Source organism: Alphaproteobacteria bacterium (genome assembly GCA_024244705.1).
Lineage (GTDB): Bacteria > Pseudomonadota > Alphaproteobacteria > JAAEOK01 > JAAEOK01 > JAAEOK01.
In genome coordinates this window covers 57290-77127 of the sequence record JAAEOK010000064.1, presented here as the reverse complement: position 1 = coordinate 77127, position 19838 = coordinate 57290, and the positions used below count along the sequence as shown (strand labels likewise).

Sequence of the window (19838 nt, the reverse complement as noted above, 5' to 3'; positions counted from 1 at the left end):
TCGGCACCAGATTGCGGAGAAATTGGTCGCTCGATGCGGTTCCCGAGTGGCGCCACGTAGAATAGTCGAATGGTTATTGTTGGTGCCCTAAGAACGTCCTCTTTATCCTTGCGCGGATCATGGAAGCATCGTCGCCACTCGGACCAGTACACGTGAAACCGCGACGCGATCTCTGCATCATCCACAATCCGACCGCGGGACGGCGGCGGACACGATTCTATGATGCCGTCGCCGCCGCGCTCGAGGAGCGTGGATGCCGCCTCACGGTGCGCGAGACCAGCGGGCCGGAGAGCGCCACGGAATTGGCGCGTGCCGCCGCCGCCGAGCCCTTCGAGGCGGTCGTCGCCGCCGGCGGGGACGGGACCATCAACGAGGTGGTCAATGGGCTCGCCGGCGCCCCGATGCCGCTTGGCCTGATTCCGCTCGGTACCGCGAACGTCTTGGCCGCCGAGATCGGACTACCCCGTCGGCCCGAATCGGTGGCGGCGGCGCTCATCGAGGGCGCGTTGCGTTCTGCCTATATCGGGCGCGCCAACGGCCGCGCCTTCGCCATGATGGCCGAAGTGGGTTTCAACGCCCATGTCGTCCACGGCATCGACCTCGGCCTGAAGCGGTGGATCGGCAAGGCCGCCTATGGTTGGAGCGCGATCACGGTCTTCGTCCGCGGTGGCGGCGGTCTCTATGAGATCGACATCGACGGCCGGCCGTTCCGGGCGGCCGCCGTGGTCATCGCCAACGGGCGCTACTACGGCGGGCGCTTCGTCTTCGCCCCCGACGCGCGCCTCGGTAATGCCAGTTTCGAGGTCTGCCTGGTCGAGCGGCCGGGGCGCTGGAACATGCTGCGCTACGGCGCCGGGCTGCTGCTCGGGTTCTTACCCAGGCTCGCCGGCTATCGCATCGTGACCGGCAGGCGTGTCGTCGTGCGCGGCCCGGCCGGCGATCCGGTCCAGTGCGACGGCGACGATGCGACCACCCTGCCGCTGACGGTGACCCTGGACCCGACGCCGTTGTCGCTGATCGTGCCGAAGGGTTGAGGATTCACGCGCCGGCGACGGTCATGCCGTCGACGCGCACGGTCGGCGCGTTGGTGCCGCGGCGGAACTCGAGGTCGCTGGCCGGGGCCATGTTGAAGAACATGTCCTTGAGGTTGCCGGCGATGGTGACCTCGCTGACCGGATAGGCGATCTCGCCGTTCTCGACCCAGTGGCCGGACGCGCCGCGGCTGTAATCGCCGGTCACCATGTTGATGCCGAAACCGATCAGCTCGCGGACCAGGAACCCGGTCCCCATCGCCCGGATCAGCTCTTCGGGGCCGGTCTCCCCGGCCTCCAGATAAAGGTTGGTCGACGCCGGGCCCGGCGGTGCCGAGGTGCCGCGCGCGGCATGACCCGTGGTTTCCAGGCCGAGCTGCCGTGCCGAGCGCAGATCGAGCACCCAGGTGGTGAGGTGCCCGTCGGCGACGATTTCGCGCCGGCGGTTGGCCACCCCTTCGCCGTCGAAGGGCTTGGAGGCCAAGCCGCGCCGGCGGTGCGGATCGTCGATCACCATGAGCCCCGCACCGAGAACCTGCTCGCCGAGCCGGTCCTTGAGGAAACTGGTCCCGCGCGCCACCGCGGCGCCGTTGATCGCACTGCCGAGGTGGCCGATCAGACTGCCGGCGACGCGTTGCTCGAACACGATCGGCACGCGCGCGGTCGATGGCTTGCGCGCGCCAAGCCGGGCCAGGGTGCGCTCGGCGGCACGGCGGCCGATCTCCGCCGCATCGTCCAAATCGTCGGCGTAGACCGCGGTGTCGTAGTCGTAGTCGCGTTCCATCGCCGTGCCTTGGCCGGCCAGCGGCACGACGCTGACGCTGTGGCGCGAGACGTCGTAACCGTCCATGAAGCCGTTGCTCGCCGCCAGCAGCACCGACGTCCGGCTCCAGTCCGATTCGGCGCCTTCGGAATTGGTAATGCCGGGCACCGCCAACGCCGCCTCCTCGGCCGCCCTGGCGCGCTCGATCAAAGCTTCGGGCGTCGGCTCGTCATCGGCGGAGAGGTCGAGGTCGGGGAGGTCCGTCGCCAGCTGGTCTGGATCGGCGATCCCGGCGAATTCGTCCTCTGGCACCGCGCGCGCCATCGCCAGCGCGCGTTCGGTCAACTCATCGAGGCTGTCCGCCGATAGGTCGGTCGTCGATACGATGGCCTGGCGATGGCCGACGAAAACGCGGAGCCCCAAATCCTGGCCCTCCGACCGTTCGAGCTTGTCGATCTTGCCCATCCGCTGGGCATGGGAAATCGCCACACCGTCGACCAGCAACGCGTCGGCGGCGTCGGCGCCGAGCGTCCGCGCCTTGGTCAGCAGGTCGTCGAGGAGTCCACGTTTGATGTCTGGGCTGGCGGCGGATGTCGGCATGTCGGTGAGGCTCCCTGATACGGTGGGCCGCGACGCGATTTCTCGTAGTGACCCGTCGTTGCCGGCTCAGATGTCGGGGCTTCCCGCCGCTCCGTCAACCCTTTTGTCGCCGGCGGGCGCGCCGCGATTCTCCGCTCGTCAAACCGCGCCGCTGGTCTAAACTGGGGCATGGTCCCTGTCGTGGGGCGGGTCGGCCATTCACGCGACCCGCGCCGTCGACAGGTGAATCGGCGCGGCGGGTAATCGCCGTGCGCATTTGGCTCGCGCGTCTCGATCGGTTCGGCGTGGGCCGCCGCGAAGGAGGTCGAGCATGTTCCGGAAGATTCTGGTCGGCGTCGACGGTTCCGATTCCGCTTTGAAGGCGGTTTCGATCGCTGCCGGCCTAAGCAAGGATCACGATGCCGAATTGGTTCTCGTGCACGTCGTACAGCTTTCGGCCATCGCCGATCAGGTCCTGAAGATTAGTGCAACCGAGCATCTGAAAGAGAACCCGAAGAGCATCATGGAAAAACTGAGCCAAACGGTCCTCGATCAAGCCCGGAACCAGGCCCTCGAGGCGGGCGCGCAGGAAGGCAAGATGACGACGCTGACGACCGATGGCGACCAGGCAAGGCAACTGATCCAAACCGCCAAGCGCCAGAAGGCCGACCTGATCGTCCTGGGCACGCGTGGCCGGGGGCGGCTGGAAGGCCTGCTCCTCGGTAGCGTGTCGCAAAAGGTCATTGCCCTCGCCCCGTGTCCTTGCCTGGTCACGCAGTGAGTCCGTCTGCCGATGAGACTCTAGGACCGGGCAACGCGCTCGAGGTAGCGGTCGGGGAACTCGATCCGCAACTGCACCCACAACGGCAAGTGATCCGACATCTCGTTGCGGCGGAAGGTGGTCCGGTAGTAGCGGCGCGGATCGGCGCGCGTGGCGATGCCGCGCTCGCCTTCATAGGTTTCCTGCTGATCGTCGCGATAGACCGTGTCGTAGATCTTTAGGACGCCGGCCTCCGGCGTGGCGATGTGAGCCTCCGGCGCGAACAGATACCCGATATGGTCGTAGAACCGGTCTTCCACGCCGGCGCCGGTATCGGGCAGGCCCCGATCTTCGTGGGGAAAGCTGAAGCCGTGGTCGATCAGCGCGCGGTAGACCGCGCTGTCGGTGTCGAAGATATTGAAATCGCCGAGCAGGATGAGGTGCGGCGCCCACGTCTTACCGCTCTCGAGGCGCTCCTTGAGGAAGCGGCCGAGGGCGTCGGCCTCTTGCACTCGCCGCGGGTTCTCGCGGTCGCCGGGCCCCCAGTGCAGATGGACGGTCGCGACCATGAACTCGAACCAACTGCATTTGAAACCGGTCACGAACGGCGTGCGGTCGAACTGCCAGTTGGGCGTGTCGTCGCCGTTCTCGCCCTCGATCGGCGGCAGCACCAACTCGCCGGCGAGACCGCCGAAACGGACCTTGCGCGAATCATAAAGAAAGGCGAGCCGCTCGTCGTTCCCCGAATCGCCTTCGGTGACGTCGGACAGGATATAGTGCCACCACGGGCCGAGCAGCTCGACGATGCGCTTGAAGTCGGTCAGGTCGGCGCGCACCTCCTGGATTGCGACGACGTCGAACCGCGACAGGATCTCGGCGATGTACCACAGGCTCTCGTCGAGCCGGTCGTAATGGCCCAGCCACTTGATGTTCCACGTCGCCACCAGCAGCGATTCGAAAACCGTCTTGGGCGGCACCTCTTCGTCGAGGCGGGCGCGGAGCCGGATCAGATTGTCGGCGACCCGCGCCTTGTTAGCGCGGACCTGCTCGGGTGCATTTTCGAAGTCGTACCAAAAGGCCATGGGTTTGCTCCCGACCCGCGTGCGGATCGTTGGTTCGGAGACCCCAACCCCGGCCGGCGCGCAGTCCGCGCCGACATCGCTGTTCCAATCCTACCACAGGCCGGCCGCCTTGTGCGTCGCCGATCAAGTGACCCGACGTCGCGCTAACTCCAGATCCGCTTGCCGCTGCCGGGCAGGCCGAGGTCGGTCCACATGGCATCGACCTTGTCGATGATGTCGTCCGACATGCGGATCCGCGTGCCCCAGTCGCGCTTGGTCTCGGGCGGCCACTTGTCGGTGGCGTCGAGGCCGATCTTGGAGCCGAGCCCCGATTCGGGCGCGGCGAAGTCGAGGTAGTCGATCGGCGTGTTCTCGACCAATGTGATGTCGCGTGCCGGGTCCATCCGCGTCGTGATCGCCCATATCACGTCCTTCCAGTCGCGCGCGTCGATGTCGTCATCGACCACGATCACCCACTTGGTGTACATGAACTGGCGCAGGTACGACCACACCCCCATCATCACCCGCTTGGCGTGGCCCGGGTAAGCCTTCTTCATCGACACCACGGCGATGCGGTAGGAACAGCCCTCGGGCGGCAGCCAAAAGTCGACGATTTCGGGGAATTGCTGGCGCAGCAGCGGGACGAACACTTCGTTGAGCGCCTCGCCCAGCACCGACGGCTCGTCGGGCGGCCGCCCGGTGAAGGTCGAGAGGTAGATCGGCTCGCGCCGCCGGGTGATCGCGCTGATCGTGAACACGGGAAAACGCTCGACCGCGTTGTAGTAGCCGGTGTGGTCGCCGTAGGGCCCCTCGTCGCCGTACTCGGTCAGCGAGACATGGCCTTCGAGGACGATTTCGGCCTGCGCCGGCACCTTGAGCGGCACCGTCTTGCAGTCGACCAAGTCGACCTTACGCCCGCGCAGCAGGCCGGCGAACTGGTACTCGGAAAGGGTGTCGGGGACCGGCGTGACGGCGGCCAGGATGGTTCCCGGGTCGGCGCCGATGACGACGGCGGCGGGCAGCGGTTCGGGTTTCTCCGCCTTCCACCGGGCGTGGTGCTGGGCACCGCCGCGATGGCGCAGCCAGCGCATCAGCGTCGTGTTCCGTCCCGTCACCTGCATGCGATAGATGCCGAGGTTGAAATCGTCCTCGCGCCGATCGCCCGGGCCCTTGGTGACGACCAGCGGCCAGGTGATCAACGGCGCCGGCTCGCCCGGCCAGCAGGTCTGCACCGGCAATTGGGCGAGATCGACGTCGTCGCCGGTCAGCACCACCTCGTGGCAGGGGGCGTCGCCCGTGGTCTTGGGCTTCATCGTCATCACGGTCTTCAACAGCGGCAGCATCTCGACCGCCTCGCGCCAGCCGCCGGGCGGCTCGGGCTGGCGCAGGAAGGCGAGGGTCTCGCCGACCTCGCGCAATTGGCCGGGCACGCGGTCCATGCCCCAGGCGACCCGCTCGACGGTGCCGAACAGATTGACCAGCACCGGCATTTGCGCCGGCGCGCCGTCGCCATCGACCGGGTTTTCGAACAGCACCGCCGGCCCGCCCTCGGCGAGCAGCCGGGTCTGGATCTCGGTCATTTCGAGCACGGTCGACACCGGGTGGGCGACTCGGACCAGGCGTCCCTCGCGGTCGAGCCGGTCGATGAAATCTCTGAGCGATGCGTACGGCATGGCGGCACATTAGCGATGGGTCGCGGTCCGGCCAACGGCAAATGAAGTAAAGAAAATCGCAAATGTGCGGCCGGTTCGGCCGAACGCGGCGGGAACGATTCGGCGTCAGCCGGTCAACCGCGCCGCCAGCCAGCGGCGAAAACGCCGCCACGGTCCGACCCGGACCGGCGGCAGTCGCTCACCGATGTCCCGCCGAGATGCGTTTTCTTCGAGTTCGTGCTGGGTGACCACCATCTCGGCGCAGCGGCAGCCTTCGCCAAGCGCGGCCTTTTCGAGGTAGAATTTTTCGAAGCTGTTTCGGGGCATGGCTTTTTTCGTCCCACTCGATCGGCAAGGCGGCTGTTCAGCGACTGTGCCGCCGCATGCGCTGACGCCTTCGCCGACCCTCGTCGCAGCCGGCCAGCGTCACAGAGGCAGCCCGCCGTCGATCTTCGGCACCTTGCCGCCGGCCTCCTTGACCGCGCGACGATAGGCCTTCTCCGAGGTGAACGGCCAGTGCTTGCCGAGATGCTTTTTCTTCGCCTTCTTGATGCCGCCGCCATGGGGCAGCACGCGCACCCAGCCGCCGTCGCGGGCGATCACCGGTATCGGCCGGTCCCAGCGCGAGAACACGCGGCGCATGGTCGCGGTCCAGTCGCGCATGACGTCGAATTCTTCCGGGTCCTTGCGGAACACCGCCTCGTAGGCGGCGACGAACTCGTCGACGAATTTGCGGTCGACCTTGGCCAGGTTCGAAATCACCCAGCAGCGGTCCTCGAAGGTCCAATAGACCGCCAGGCCGACGAATTCCCGTTCCTTGGTGATGTACGGGAAAAACGGAAAGGTGCGGCACGACAGGCTGCGATTCTCGCGTTCGCAACTGCGCGCGCCCTTGCATTCGATAGCCAGGCAGCTCTTGGCGAGACCGTCGACGATCTCGCGGCCGGCGGCGTCAGTGGGCACGAAGCGGTGCCACAGATCGGTGCGCTTCTTGAGCAGCTTCCATTCCGCCTTGTTGACCACCGGCACCGCATTGTCGGCGGTACAGCAGACCGGTTCGCCGTCGTTCAAAGGGGCGCACATCCGGCCACAGTCGAAGCGCAACACGGGCGCTTCGAAATTGCGGTAGATCTTGGCGTAGTCGGCTTTTTTAACGGCCATCGCACCGGTCTCTCTGGTCGGGTGCCATAACGACGCGGTGAACGGCTATCCGTCAAGCTCCGATTTGGCGATGCGCGTTCGCAATGCGTGTCGGGGTGGGCGGCCGCAACCGCGACTTCACGAAGCGCGCTTGCGGGTGACGGTGCCGGCGCGGGCATGCAGCGCCGTCACCAAGCGGGATTCAGGGCCGCCGTCGTCCGATAGCGCACTGGCGGCGTCATAGAGAGCGCGGCAAAATTCCGGCGAATCCCAGCGGTTGTTCTCGGGCACCTCGGGTCCGATGACCGCCCGGGTGAGACGCGTACCGAGGCGCAGACGCAGCCAGGGCAGACGCGCCCGCCGCCACGGTTCCGCCTGGTCGGGGAGAACCGCGAAATAGGAAGTGAACAGGGCATCGATAACGCCGCTCTCATACGGCTTGCCGGTCATCAGGAGCCCGCACAGGGCGTTCCAGATTTGGGCGACGCGAATCGTATCGAGGTCAATCCAAATCGGTTTTCGGTCGATTCGGGCAATGAAATTTCGTGCCGTCGGATCGGTCTGGCAGAGCGCCCACGGGCCAGCAATCTCGGCGTCCCGGAACACCGCGATGTCGGCGCGCATCCGATCCCTGAGATCGTCAGGAAATTCCGCAACCTGCGCCAGTTTCTGTTCGAGGATGTCTTGAACCGGGGGATGGGCGACCAGGGAGGATCCGTTGAACGACGAAACCGGCGACCGATGCAGGTGTGCCATTTCCGTGCCGATGGTCGCCGCCAGCGCCTTACTTCCGGCGCGGTCCCGCCACAAGGTGCCGGCGCAGGCCTTGTCCGCGATGATAAAATAGGTTTGGCCGTGATGGCGCAGGAAGCCGCAGCCGAGGCGCTCGGCGACGCCGATGCCGGTCGCCTGCAAGACGTTGTGGGCATGGAGATTGGCCCGCGCGAGATAGAACCGTGACGGCACATAGACCCGGAAGAAGAAGCCGTCGCCGTTATCGAGCCGGGCCTCCATCGCCCGGTAGCGCGGCTTGAGGACACGCCCAACCAACGCCTCCTCGATGCCCCGCCTGGCACGCCGCGGCATGCCATAGCGGGCGATCGCCGACGCCATCATTGGCAACGGCACCGCCGTATGCGCGAGCGAATGCAACACCCTCATGCGGAGTTCCCCAACCCCATTGCCGTTTTTTCGGCTTGCCCGAGTGTAGCCGAATCGTATCGGAAGGGCACCCTTCGCGCGCCGGTGGCGGCGGCGCTGGTTGTCTCCGTCCGGGGGTGACGCTAAATGAATGCCGGTAACAATCAGCCGAGGCGGCGAGATGGGCCGAACAGGCGCGCGATCGGGGAACGGTTTCCCGGAGATCGAAAGGCGATGACCATGGTTCCGCCGGACCGGGCCGGCCGGCTGGCGCGGGCGATGGCCTATCCCTTTGCGATCCCGCCCGGATCCTTCGTTTTCCGCGATGGCGCGGCGACATCCTTGGATTTCGCGGACCTGCCGTCGCTGACCCGCGGCCGCATGCCCGTGATCGCCTGCGGATCCAACCAGTCGCCGGATCAATTGGCCCGCAAATATGCGGGCCGTGGCGACGTGTTTCCCGTATTGCGGGCCCGGCTGCGCGATTTCGACGCCGTCTATTCGGCCCATATCACCACCTACGGCTCGGTCGCCTCGACCCTGCAACATATTCCGGGGACGACCGTTGCCCTATCGGTGCTGTGGCTCGACGGCGACCAACTGGCGCTGATGCACACCACCGAGGCGCCGGGCGAGAACTATGCCTATACGCGGTTGGAAGGGGTGCGGATCGAGGTCGACGGCGGCGGCGTTCTTGAAACCGCCTGGGCCTATACCAGCCTGCACGGCTGCCTCAACCACGACGGCGATATGGTGCCGCTCGCCGCCATGCCGGCCGAGAACAGGTCGCGACCGGCGCTCGAGCAGCAAGAAATGCTTGGCGCGGTGCACCGGCGATTGGCGCCGGAGATCGCGTTCGAGGACTTCGTCCTCGAAAATATCGGCGATCGCCATATCCGGCGTCGGCGCATCGGCGCGTTGCGGGCCGACGCGGCGCCCTTCGGCTGGGCCCGGGCCTTCCACGAGATCTGATCTCGCGCCTTTGTTCGCGGCGCCGACGGGGATAGAATAGCGGCGGAGGTCTAGCCCCATGCTGCCGCCCTTTGGTTCCGCTAAAGCAACTCGCAACAGCGCGCCGGACGACCGGCGCCGCGTGATGGATGCGGCGGAGATCCTGTGCGTGCGCGAGGTCGACCTGTTCCGGCTCGCCTGGTTCAAATGGCACGGCGCGCGTGGCGACGACCGGGCCATCGAGCGCGCCTTCGTCCGCTACATGTTCCATGGCGTGGTGCCGCCATGGGTGCGCCATTTCGCTCGCGCGGTCGTCGCCGACGCCGAACGCGGACGCCTGCAACCGCAGCCCCACGGCGTCATCCAGCGCCGGCCCGAGCCGGCCACGCCGTGGCCGGGCGCGGTCTATGTCGCCATCGTCATGGCGGTGACGGTGCTGTTCGTCCTGGTGCTGAGCGTGACACCGGGAAGTGGCGACGACGCGCAATCGATGGTGTGCGGCGGCGGCGAGGGGCTGCGCTTCTATGCCCAATTCGCCTATGCCTTTTCCGGCCGCCCGCCGCCCGATTGCGTTTGACCGGGTAAGGTCCTAATACCAAGGCTCGATGATAGGAACCCATCTCACCGCGGGGATTTTGTCCGCTCACCAGGCGCGGGTCGCGCCGTGGTGCCGATCCACCACAAGCGGCCCGCAACGCCGTGAGCGGACCAAAGGCCGCGGCCTTCGGTGGGGCAAATCGGCCCCCCGGGTGCGTTGCGGCGCTCGCCCGATGTCTCGGCATCGCGCTTCGCACCGCGCCTGCCCGGATGACCCGATTTGCACCCATGAGATGTGTCCCTATCATCGAGCCTTGGTATAGCTATCGGCGGCCATGGCCAAGCTGCCCGACATCCCGTCGCCTTGTATCGCGGTCTGTACCCTCGACCCGGTGACCGGGTATTGCCGCGGTTGCATGCGGACGGCCCACGAGATCGGCCGCTGGCCGGTCGCCGAAAACGAAGAACGCCTGGCGATCGTCGAGCAGCTCAAGGCACGCCGCCGCGCTGCCGGCCGGACCAGCGCCGCGGACAGCCGACCGCGCCGCCGCCGCCGCGATCACATTGTCAGCTGACCGGCGATAATGGCGGCGAGGACGATCAGCCCGGCGTCGCGATTGCTGCGGAACGTGGCGAGGCAGACGGCCGGATCGTCGATGTCGACAGACGCCGCCTGCCGCATCATGTGAAGCGCCGCCGCCAGCCATAAAGGCCAGAACGCCCAGCCCAGTCCCGCCAACACGGCGGCCGCCGCGATCAAGGCGGCGGCGGCGATGTAAAAGCCGAACAACCACGGACGTGTCGCCGCGCCGAGCTTCAGCGCCGTCGATTTGACGCCGATCAGGGCGTCGTCATCCTTGTCCTGGTGGGCATAGATGGTGTCGTAGCCGAGGGTCCAGAAAATGCCGGCGACATAGAGCACCACCGGCGCCGCGCCGAGACCGCCCTGAACCGCCGCCCAGCCCATGAGGGCGCCCCAGTTGAAGGCCAGGCCGAGGAATATCTGGGGCCAGTAGGTGACCCGCTTCATCAGCGGATAGGTGAAGACCAGCACCAGCGACGCGATGCCCAGCCCGATCGCATAGCCGTCGAGCTGCAGCAGGATGATCAGGCCGGCCACCAGTTGCGCGCCGAGGAACAACACCGCGCGGCGGACGCTGACATCTCCACTTGGAATCGGCCGGGTTCGGGTGCGCGCCACGCGGCCGTCGAAATCGCGGTCGACGATGTCGTTGAAGGTGCAACCGGCGCCGCGCATGATCACCGCGCCAATGCCGAACAAAAGGATCAGCCAAAAGTCCGGCCATGTGCCGGTGCGCGCCAGTGAAATTCCCCACCAGCACGGCAGCAGCAACAGCCAGGTGCCGATCGGCCGGTCGAGCCGCATCAGGCGCAGATAAGGACGGGCCGGGCGCGGGACCCAGCGGTCGATCCAGCCGTCTTCGGCGATGTCGGTCTGTGCTCGTGGAGTCGATTGCGCCATCGTCGCCGGTAATTTCTTGGTCGGCCCGGCCGCTGCGTGCTTGACCCGGCAACGACGCGAGGCAAGATCGGTCTCGGAAAGACTGCGCCACGCGACGGCGCTTGGCAAGGGCGAGCGGAGGGACCATGGCCGGCGACAATCGATATCAAAGGCTCCATGTCGACGACGACCTCGGCGATGGTGCCGCCATCGTCCTCGATGCCGGCCAGACCCACTATTTGAAAGACGTCATGCGGCAACAGGCGGGCGATTCGGTTCACCTGTTCAACGGCCGCGACGGCGAGTGGCGCGCGCGGATCGAGGGACACGGCAAGCGCGGCACGACGGCGACCGTCGAACGCCGCGTCCGCACCCAGGAAAGTGAGCCCGATTTGTGGCTGGTGTTCGCGCCGGTCAAAGGCGGGCGTGTCGAAAACATGGTGGAAAAGGCGACCGAGCTTGGCGTCTCCCGGCTGCTGCCGGTGGTCACACAACGCACGGTCGTGACCCGGATCAACCAGCGCCGGCTGCGGGTGCGGACGATCGAAGCGGCCGAGCAATGCGGTCGGCTGACGGTTCCGGTGATTTCGGCCCTACAACCGCTCGTCGATGTAGTGCGGGATTGGCCCGATGGACGGCGGTTGCTGTGGTGCGACGAGAGCGGTGGCGGCGATCCCATCGCCGCCGCTCTGGCCGCCGCCGGTCCGGGCCCGTGGGCGGTCATGACCGGGCCGGAGGGCGGCTATGCGTCGTCGGAGCTTGACGCCTTGCGAAAACTGCCGTTTGTTACGGCGGTCAGCTTAGGGGGACGCATCTTGAGGGCCGATACGGCGGCGATCGCGGCGCTGGCTTGCCTGCAGGCGGTGGCGGGAGATTGGCGCCAAACCTCGCCGTCTTTCGTCAGCTGAACCGCGCCATCCACATCAACGAACTCTGCCCATGTCCGGTCCTCCACAATTCAAAGGCGAGCCGATCGGCGGCAAGGCCGATCTCGTCGAATACCTCGAACAGGGGCGCAAGACGCCGGACCAATGGCGCATCGGCACCGAACACGAGAAATTCGCCTTCCGCTGGTCCGACTATCGTCCGCTGCCCTATGACGGGCCCGACGGCATCTGCGCGGTTCTTCAGGGGCTCGAACAATTCGGCTGGGACGGGGTCTATGAAGGCGAGACGCTGATCGGATTGACCAAGGGCGGCGCCTCGGTCAGCCTCGAGCCGGGCGGTCAACTCGAATTGTCCGGCGCACCGGTCGAGACCATTCATCAGACCTGCGACGAGGTCAACGTCCACCTCACCGAGGTCAAGGCGGTGACCGAGGAACTCGGTGTCGGTTTGATCGGGCTCGGCTTCAATCCGAAATGGCGGCGCGAGGACATCCCGTGGATGCCGAAAGGGCGCTACAAGATCATGCGCGCCTACATGCCGACGCGCGGCTCGCTCGGCCTCGACATGATGCTGCGGACCTGCACCGTCCAGGTCAATCTCGACTTCTCGTCGGAAGCCGACATGGTCAAGAAGTTCCGCGTCAGCCTGGCGCTGCAACCGGTGGCGACGGCGCTGTTCGCCAACTCCCCTTTCACCGAGGGCAAGCCCAACGGCTTCGTCAGCTATCGCAGCCATATCTGGACCGATACCGATCCCGACCGTTCCGGCATCCTGCCTTGGGTGTTCGAGGACGGCATGGGCTTCGAACGCTATGTCGATTATGCCCTCGACGTGCCGATGTATTTCGTCTACCGCGACGGCACCTATATCGACGCCAGCGGCCAGTCGTTCCGTGATTTTATGGCCGGTAAACTGGCCGCCTGCCCAGGCGAGGTTCCGAGCGCCGGCGATTGGAACGACCACCTGACCACGATCTTCCCCGAGGTCCGGCTCAAGCGGTTCCTCGAAATGCGCGGTACCGACGGCGGTCCGTGGCGTAGCCTGTGCGCCTTGCCCGCGCTGTGGGTCGGGCTGCTCTACGACCAGGGGGCGCTGGACGCCGCCTGGGATTTGGTCAAGGACTGGTCGATGGAGGAATACGCCGCGCTCCGCGACGACGTGCCGAAGAGCGGTTTCGCGACGCCGTTCCGCGACGGCACGGTGCGCGACCTGTCGCTCGAAGTGCTTGCCATCGCCCGCCAAGGCCTGCGCCACCGTGCGGTGCCAGACCGTATCGGCCACAACGAGGAGGGCTTCCTCGCCACGCTGCAGGAAAACGCGGACAGCGGAATGACGCCCGCCGACTACCTGCTCGACGACTACCACCAGCGCTGGAACGGCGACATCGACCGCATCTATGCCGAATGCGCGTATTAGACGGTTGGCGTTCTGACCCCCGAGCTCAGAATCCGATCGCGTCGAGCAGTAGAGCCGACTGGCGCTGCCAGGATAATTCGGCCAATGTCGCGGCACCACGCCCGGCGCGGCGCCGGGCCTCGTCACGGTCGCTGTAGATAGCGTCGAGCGCTTCCACAATCTGATCGACCGAAGATTCGCCCCAGTGTTCGACATTGCCTTGCGAGGGGCACCACGGCACCGAGCCCTTGTCGGTCAACACATAACAATTGTCGTCGCCGATCAGATCCAGATGCCCGGTGTTCGCCGACAGGATCGTCGGCACGCCGCAGGCCATCGCTTCCATGGCGACAAGGTTGGTACCGCCTTCGCAGCGGTTGGGAAAGACGGCCGCGTCCATGCCCTGCAGAATCTGGGGCATTTCCTTGTTGGCGACCATGCCGATATTGTCGAAGGATCCCGAGGGCAGGCCATTATCGACCAGCCACCGCGCGATCTCGTCCTTGGTGTTGCTGTTGATTTCCGGCGGCCGCGTCACCAGCCCGCCGTGTTCGATCAGTGCGCTCCAGCGCGGGTAGAGATTGTCCCAGCAGAAGCAGAGCTTCGCATCTGGGTGCCGCGCATGGAAGGCGCGGAAGGCGGCGATGACGATGTCCTGCCCCTTGCGGTATTCCAGCTTGCCGCCGGAGAACACCCGGAACGGACCGGGCTCGTTGCTCATTTCGGGCCGCGGTCGAAAGCGCGCGTGGTCGATCCCTTGCAATATGACCCGGACGTTATCCAGACCTTCCGCGCGCAGCCAGTCACCGACCCAGGTCGATCCCGCGACGATGGTATCGAAAGACCGCGCACGCACGCGCCCTTCGTCGCTCAGAATGTTGTGTTCCTGGAATGTGACTGCGTGGTTGGCCGTGGTCGAGCGAGGCGTGAGGGAGACGAAATCATGGTTGGCTGCGGCGATGATGGGGAAGCTGACCTTGGCGGTCTCGGAATGGCCCCTGATATTGGTAAGAACCTGACCGGTGGCCGCGTGAATCGTGGCGAGTACCTGGCGTTGCTCATCGGCCAGATCGTTGATGGAGCGGCTCGGTTGTACCAGAAAACACGGCATCGCCCGGCCCGCCTTGAACGCTTCGTAGGCGAAATTGACGCCGAAGATCCCCCACCCGGATACCGTCGACGGCTGCCATCCGATGCCGAGAAGTTCCACGCTCAGCAATCCATCGGTTGGGTGGAGAGAGCTACGCTGCTTCGGTGCCGCCGACGGTCATTGCGTCGAGCAACAGGGTCGGCTGGCCGACGCCCACCGGGACGCCTTGGCCATCCTTGCCGCAGGTGCCGACGCCCGGATCGAGAGCCATGTCGTTGCCGACCATGCTGATCTTGGTCAAGGCGTCGGGCCCATTGCCGACCAGCGTCGCGCCCTTGACCGGCGCGCCGATCCGCCCATCCTCGATGAGATAGGCCTCGGCCGCCGAGAACACGAATTTGCCCGATGTGATATCGACCGAGCCGCCGCCGAAATTGACCGCATAGAGGCCGCGGTCGACGGCGCCGATGATCTCGTCCGGCGCATGATTGCCGGCCAGCATATAGGTATTGGTCATACGCGGCATCGGGTGGTGGGCGTGGCTCTCGCGGCGGCCGTTGCCGGTCGGCGCCATGCCCATTAGCCGCGCGTTCTGCCGGTCCTGCATGAATCCGACGAGGATGCCGTCCTCGATCAATGTCGTATTCTGCGTTGGCGTGCCTTCGTCGTCGACGGTGAGCGAGCCGCGCCGGTCGGCGAGGGTGCCGTCATCGACCACGGTCACCCCGGGCGACGCGATACGCTCGCCGAGCAGCCCGGCGAAGGCCGAAGTCTTCTTGCGGTTGAAATCGCCCTCGAGGCCGTGGCCGATCGCCTCGTGCAACAGGATGCCGGGCCAGCCGGGGCCGAGCACGACCGGCATTTCGCCGGCCGGCGCCGCAACCGATTCGAGGTTGACCAACGCCCGCCGCAACGCCTCGTCGGCCTGCTCCCGCCAGTTCTCCGGCTGCAGCCATTCGTCGTAAAGCGCGCGGCCGCCGGCGCCATGGCTGCCCGATTCCATGCGCCCGTCATTCTCGGCGATAACGGTCACGTTGAGCCGCACCAGCGGGCGGATGTCGCCGACGCCGGCGCCGTCGGCGCGGAGGATTCGGACCGCCTGCCACTGGCCCGACAGCGAGACCGAAACCTGACGCACCCGCTGGTCCCGGTCACGGAGGTGGCGGTCGATATCGGCCAACAGCTTGACCTTGTCTTCGAACGGCACCCCTTCCAACGGGTTGGCGTCGATGTAGAGGGTCTGGTTGGTCCCCGGCGGTGGTGCCGCCATCGCCCCCGAACGGCCGCTGCGCACCGCACGCACGGTGTCGGCGGCGCGTCGGATCGCCGCCTCCGACAGCTCCGAGGCGTGGGCATAGCCGATGGCTTCGCCGTCGACGGCACGCAAACCGAAGCCCTGGCTGGTGTCGAAGCCGGCGGATTTCAGCTTGCCGTCGTCGAAAACCAGGCTCTCCGACTGGCAGTATTCGAGGAACAATTCGCCGTCGTCGCATCCGGTCAGCGCATCGTCGACGATCCTCTCGACGCGATCGGGGTCGAGATCGGTGCGCTCGAAGAACAGGGCGTCGGTTGCGGTCATGGCATCACTCTCTTCTCGACTGGTTCGAATCTTGGCGTCGCGGATAGGGATCAAATATGGCATCGCCGCGGCCGAAACGCCACGGCCGCGCCCGGTTTTCTGCGACATCGTGTCGCACGGCCCACGGATCGATTTTTTTTCGTTTGGAATCAAAGGAATAGGGTGGCGGAATTGGGTCGCGCCTACAGCCGCCGCGGGGTGCGGGCGCCATGGCGTTGAGGGTCAATGAATTGGTGGTGTAAGGTCCGCCCGCTGCGGCACTGACGCCTGTCGATGCCGCCGTTTCGACATCCAAGCCGACAATTGGGGCAAACGATATGGCATTCAGCAAGATCGGCGTCGTTCTCAAGGGGATGGCGGTAGCCGTTGCGGCGCTCGTTCTCGGCGCCGCCGGGGGGGAACCGGTACCGTGGCAAATCAACCTTCAACCGGCGGCGACGCCGGTCATGGAGGACATCCGCAGCTTCAATTTCCTGATATCAATCATCATCGTATTGATTTCGGCGTTCGTGTTGGCGCTGCTGGCGTGGACGGTTTACAGCTTCCATCACAAACGCAACCCGATCCCGTCGAAGACCACCCACAACGCGCTGGTCGAGGTCATCTGGACGGTGGTGCCGATCTTGATCCTGGTGCTGATCGTCGTTCCCTCGTTCAAGCTCCTATACAAAGAGGACGTGATCCCGGATCCGGAGATGACGATCAAGGCGATCGGCCACCAATGGTACTGGACCTACGAATATCCGGACCACGGGGGCATCGAATTCGATTCGTTCATGGTCCCCGACGACGAGTTGCTGCCGGACCAACCGCGGCTGTTGGCCACCGACACCAATATCGTCTTGCCCGTCGATACGATCGTCCGGATTCTCGTGACCGCCGACGATGTCATTCACTCCTGGACCATTCCGGCCTTCGGTTCGAAGATCGACGCGGTTCCGGGCCGGATCAACGAGACCTGGGTCAATATCCAGCGCGAGGGCCTCTACTACGGCCAGTGCTCGGAGCTGTGCGGGGTCAATCACGGCTTCATGCCGATCGCCGTCGAAGCGGTATCGAAAGACGCGTTCGAGAAATGGGTCGCCGAGCAACAGGCGGCCGCGGCGCCACCGGCCGGCGCCAACCAAATCGCCGGCGCGACAGCGCCGAGCATCGACTGAGTTAGGAGAATACGCGATGAGCGACGGCGACACGGCAGCGGTCCACGACCATCACGAGCACCCCGACCATCCGACGGGATGGCGTAGGTTCGTCTATTCGACGAACCACAAGGACATCGGCACGATGTATTTGGTCTTCGCCGTCGTCTTCGGCATCGTCGGTGCGCTCATGTCGATCATCATGCGCATCGAGCTGGCCGCGCCCGGCGATGGCATCCTCGGCGACGACTATCACTTTTTCAACGTTCTGGTCACCGGCCACGGCCTGATCATGGTGTTCTTCATGATCATGCCGGCGATGATCGGCGGTTTCGGCAACTGGATCGTGCCGATCATGATCGGCGCTCCGGACATGGCCTTCCCGCGCATGAACAACATCAGTTTCTGGCTGCTGATTCCGTCCGCCCTGTTGCTCGTCGGTTCGTTCACGGTAGCCAGCGGCGCCGGTACCGGGTGGACGGTCTATCCGCCGCTATCGGCTCAGATCGGTCATCCCGATGCCGCGGTCGACATGGCGATCCTCAGCCTTCACCTGGCCGGCGCGTCGTCGATCCTGGGCGCGATCAATTTCATCACGACGATCTTCAACATGCGCGCGCCCGGCATGACCTTGTTCAAGATGCCGCTGTTCGTGTGGTCGATCCTGATCACCGCGTGGCTGCTGCTGTTGTCGCTGCCGGTCCTCGCCGGCGGCATCACCATGCTGTTGACCGACCGCAATTTTGGCACCGCATTCTTCGAGCCCGCAGGCGGCGGCGATCCGCTCCTGTTCCAGCACCTGTTCTGGTTCTTCGGCCATCCGGAAGTCTACATCCTGATCCTGCCCGGCTTCGGCATCATCTCGCAGGTCGTGTCGACCTTCGCGCGCAAGCCCGTGTTCGGCTATCTCGGCATGGTCTACGCGATGATCGCGATCGGTTTCATCGGTTTCATCGTCTGGGCCCACCACATGTATACGGCCGGCCTCGACGTCGATACCAAGGCCTATTTCACCGCGGCGACGATGATCATCGCGGTGCCGACGGGAATCAAGATCTTCAGCTGGATCGCCACTATGTGGGGCGGCTCGCTTCATTTCCGGGTGCCGATGATGTGGGCGATCGGCTTCATCTTTGTGTTCACGGCCGGCGGCGTGACCGGGGTCGTGCTGTCCAATGCGGGGCTCGATACCGCGCTCCACGACACCTATTTCGTGGTCGCCCATTTCCACTATGTGCTGTCGATCGGTGCGGTGTTCGCCATCTTTGCCGGCTTCTATTACTGGCTGCCCAAGATGTGCGGCCGAATGTATCCGAGCGCGATCGCCCGACTCCACTTCTGGGTCACCTTCATCGGCGTCAATGTGACCTTCTTCCCGATGCATTTCGTCGGCGTCGCCGGGATGCCGCGTCGCGTTCCCGACTACCCCGACGCTTACGCCGGGTGGAACATGATCGCGTCGCTCGGATCCTACCTCACGGGCGTCGGGATGCTGATCTTCGTCTATCTGTTGTGGCGGACCTTCACCGCCGGCGAACGGGTCGGCGCCAATCCGTGGGGTGAGGGCGCGACCACACTCGAATGGACGGTGAGCTCGCCGCCGCCGTTCCATACCTTCGAGGAACTGCCGCAGATCAAGTAGGCGGCGGATGGCGGATCGACAGCGGAACGGCCGATGACGATGAGCGGTACATCGCTAGAAACGCGCATCCCGGCACCGGTGTATGACACTGCGGCGCCGGCATCGGCGCGCGACTTCGTCGAACTGATGAAACCGCGGGTGATGTCGCTGGTGGTGTTTACCGCATTCTGCGGCATGATGCTGGCGCCGGGGACGCTCCACCCGGTGCTGGCGCTGGTCGCGATCCTGTGCATCGCCGCCGCGGCGGGCGCGTCCGGGGCGATCAACATGTGGTACGACCGCGACATCGACGCGCTGATGGAGCGCACTCGCGGGCGGCCGATTCCGACCGCCCGGGTGGCGCCGACGACGGCGTTGGAGTTCGGCTGTTTCCTGGCCCTCGGCGCGGTCGCCATCATGGGGCTCGCGGTCAATTGGACGGCGGCCGCCCTGTTGGCGCTGACCATCGCCTTCTATGTCTTCGTTTATACGATTTGGTTGAAACGCCGGACGCCGCACAACATCGTCATCGGCGGCGCGGCGGGCGCGTTTCCGCCAATGGTCGGGTGGGCCGCCGTCGGCGGCGACGTCACCTTGGCGAGCATCGCGCTGTTCGCCATCATATTCATGTGGACACCGCCCCACTTCTGGGCGCTGTCGCTCTATCGGCGCGGCGACTACGAGCGGGCCGGGGTGCCGATGTTGCCGGTCGTCGCCGGCGAGGCCGAGACCCGGCGCCAGATCCTGATCTATACCATCTGCCTGGTGCCGGTGACGCTTGCGCCGACCCTGCTGGGCGCGACCGGCTGGACCTATTTCGCCGGCGCGGCGGTGCTCGGCGCCCTGTTCATGGTCTGCGCCATCCGGGTTTGGCGCGATCCGGTCGAACGCACGGCGCGACTGATGTTCGGTTATTCGATCCTGTATCTCTTCCTGTTGTTCCTGTTGATGCTGGCCGACCGAGCGCCGGCTTCGGGAGCGTGATGTGGCGGGCCGCCAACTCAGCGCGCAGCACCGTCGCAACCGTGGCCGCAACCTGGCTTTGCTCGC

19 protein-coding genes are annotated in these 19838 nt (G+C 65.6%); 10 read left to right on the top strand and 9 right to left on the bottom strand.

All coding sequences use genetic code 11. The annotated features are described in order from the left end of the window. Positions 1-152 precede the first annotated feature (152 nt). On the top strand, positions 153-1034 hold the full coding sequence (locus GY791_11415) for a diacylglycerol kinase family lipid kinase (protein MCP4329033.1): 882 nt from the start codon (positions 153-155) through the stop codon (positions 1032-1034). A 4-nt stretch (positions 1035-1038) separates the two neighbouring features. On the opposite strand, the gene GY791_11410 is transcribed toward GY791_11415, so the two are convergent. After that, positions 1039-2394: a TldD/PmbA family protein gene (locus GY791_11410; GenBank protein ID MCP4329032.1), complete on the bottom strand. Its 1356-nt coding sequence runs from the start codon at positions 2392-2394 to the stop codon at positions 1039-1041. A 310-nt stretch (positions 2395-2704) separates the two neighbouring features. On the opposite strand from GY791_11410, the gene GY791_11405 reads away from it, so the two are divergent. Next, a complete protein-coding gene (locus tag GY791_11405) occupies positions 2705-3154 on the top strand; it encodes a universal stress protein (protein ID MCP4329031.1) in 450 nt (149 codons plus the stop codon). A gap of 20 nt (positions 3155-3174) precedes the next feature. Here the strand turns inward: GY791_11405 and GY791_11400 are convergent, their stop codons facing one another. From GY791_11400 to GY791_11380, 5 genes are all read right to left on the bottom strand, one after another. Then, positions 3175-4215: an endonuclease/exonuclease/phosphatase family protein gene (locus GY791_11400; GenBank protein ID MCP4329030.1), complete on the bottom strand. Its 1041-nt coding sequence runs from the start codon at positions 4213-4215 to the stop codon at positions 3175-3177. Positions 4216-4358: 143 nt separating this feature from the next. Further along, a complete protein-coding gene (locus GY791_11395; protein ID MCP4329029.1) occupies positions 4359-5867 on the bottom strand; it encodes a UbiD family decarboxylase in 1509 nt (502 codons plus the stop codon). A 105-nt stretch (positions 5868-5972) separates the two neighbouring features. Further along, entirely contained in the window at positions 5973-6173 is a 201-nt protein-coding gene (locus tag GY791_11390; protein MCP4329028.1) for a hypothetical protein, read from the bottom strand. A gap of 99 nt (positions 6174-6272) precedes the next feature. Then, positions 6273-7007: a hypothetical protein gene (locus GY791_11385; protein MCP4329027.1), complete on the bottom strand. Its 735-nt coding sequence runs from the start codon at positions 7005-7007 to the stop codon at positions 6273-6275. A 117-nt stretch (positions 7008-7124) separates the two neighbouring features. Next, entirely contained in the window at positions 7125-8147 is a 1023-nt protein-coding gene (locus tag GY791_11380) for a hypothetical protein (GenBank protein ID MCP4329026.1), read from the bottom strand. Positions 8148-8360: 213 nt separating this feature from the next. On the opposite strand from GY791_11380, the gene GY791_11375 reads away from it, so the two are divergent. From GY791_11375 to GY791_11365, 3 genes are all read left to right on the top strand, one after another. Beyond that, positions 8361-9098 carry a hypothetical protein gene (locus tag GY791_11375; GenBank protein ID MCP4329025.1) on the top strand — a complete coding sequence of 246 codons (738 nt, stop codon included), beginning with the start codon at positions 8361-8363 and terminating at the stop codon, positions 9096-9098. Between the two features lie 58 nt (positions 9099-9156). Further along, the gene (locus GY791_11370; GenBank protein MCP4329024.1) at positions 9157-9654 is read left to right on the top strand and encodes a hypothetical protein; all 498 of its coding nucleotides are present in this window, start codon (positions 9157-9159) and stop codon (positions 9652-9654) included. A gap of 295 nt (positions 9655-9949) precedes the next feature. Continuing rightward, positions 9950-10189: a DUF1289 domain-containing protein gene (locus GY791_11365; GenBank protein ID MCP4329023.1), complete on the top strand. Its 240-nt coding sequence runs from the start codon at positions 9950-9952 to the stop codon at positions 10187-10189. On the opposite strand, the gene GY791_11360 is transcribed toward GY791_11365, so the two are convergent. Then, positions 10174-11097 carry a 4-hydroxybenzoate octaprenyltransferase gene (locus GY791_11360; protein MCP4329022.1) on the bottom strand — a complete coding sequence of 308 codons (924 nt, stop codon included), beginning with the start codon at positions 11095-11097 and terminating at the stop codon, positions 10174-10176. The two genes, GY791_11365 and GY791_11360, sit on opposite strands and share 16 nt — an antisense overlap. Positions 11098-11222: 125 nt before the next feature. Between GY791_11360 and GY791_11355 the strand changes: the two genes are divergently transcribed. Then, complete coding sequence (locus tag GY791_11355) at positions 11223-11984, top strand: 16S rRNA (uracil(1498)-N(3))-methyltransferase (GenBank protein ID MCP4329021.1); 762 nt, start codon at positions 11223-11225, stop codon at positions 11982-11984. Between the two features lie 31 nt (positions 11985-12015). Then, positions 12016-13380 carry a glutamate--cysteine ligase gene (locus GY791_11350; GenBank protein MCP4329020.1) on the top strand — a complete coding sequence of 455 codons (1365 nt, stop codon included), beginning with the start codon at positions 12016-12018 and terminating at the stop codon, positions 13378-13380. A gap of 25 nt (positions 13381-13405) precedes the next feature. Here GY791_11350 and GY791_11345 read toward each other — a convergent pair whose 3' ends face one another. Both GY791_11345 and tldD read right to left on the bottom strand, forming a co-directional pair. Beyond that, positions 13406-14569, bottom strand: coding sequence for a glycosyltransferase family 4 protein (locus tag GY791_11345; GenBank protein ID MCP4329019.1), 1164 nt, complete (start codon positions 14567-14569; stop codon positions 13406-13408). Between the two features lie 31 nt (positions 14570-14600). Next, the gene (gene tldD, locus GY791_11340; GenBank protein ID MCP4329018.1) at positions 14601-16028 is read right to left on the bottom strand and encodes a metalloprotease TldD; all 1428 of its coding nucleotides are present in this window, start codon (positions 16026-16028) and stop codon (positions 14601-14603) included. A gap of 353 nt (positions 16029-16381) precedes the next feature. Between tldD and coxB the strand changes: the two genes are divergently transcribed. The 3 genes from coxB to GY791_11325 are packed head-to-tail and all read left to right on the top strand — an operon-like array spanning position 16382 to position 19772. Then, positions 16382-17188, top strand: coding sequence for a cytochrome c oxidase subunit II (gene coxB / locus GY791_11335; GenBank protein MCP4329017.1), 807 nt, complete (start codon positions 16382-16384; stop codon positions 17186-17188). A 16-nt stretch (positions 17189-17204) separates the two neighbouring features. Further along, positions 17205-18809 (top strand): cytochrome c oxidase subunit I, encoded by a 1605-nt coding sequence (gene ctaD, locus GY791_11330; protein ID MCP4329016.1) that lies wholly within the window; start codon positions 17205-17207, stop codon positions 18807-18809. A 39-nt stretch (positions 18810-18848) separates the two neighbouring features. Then, complete coding sequence (locus GY791_11325) at positions 18849-19772, top strand: protoheme IX farnesyltransferase (protein MCP4329015.1); 924 nt, start codon at positions 18849-18851, stop codon at positions 19770-19772. The last annotated feature ends 66 nt before the right edge of the window (positions 19773-19838 follow it).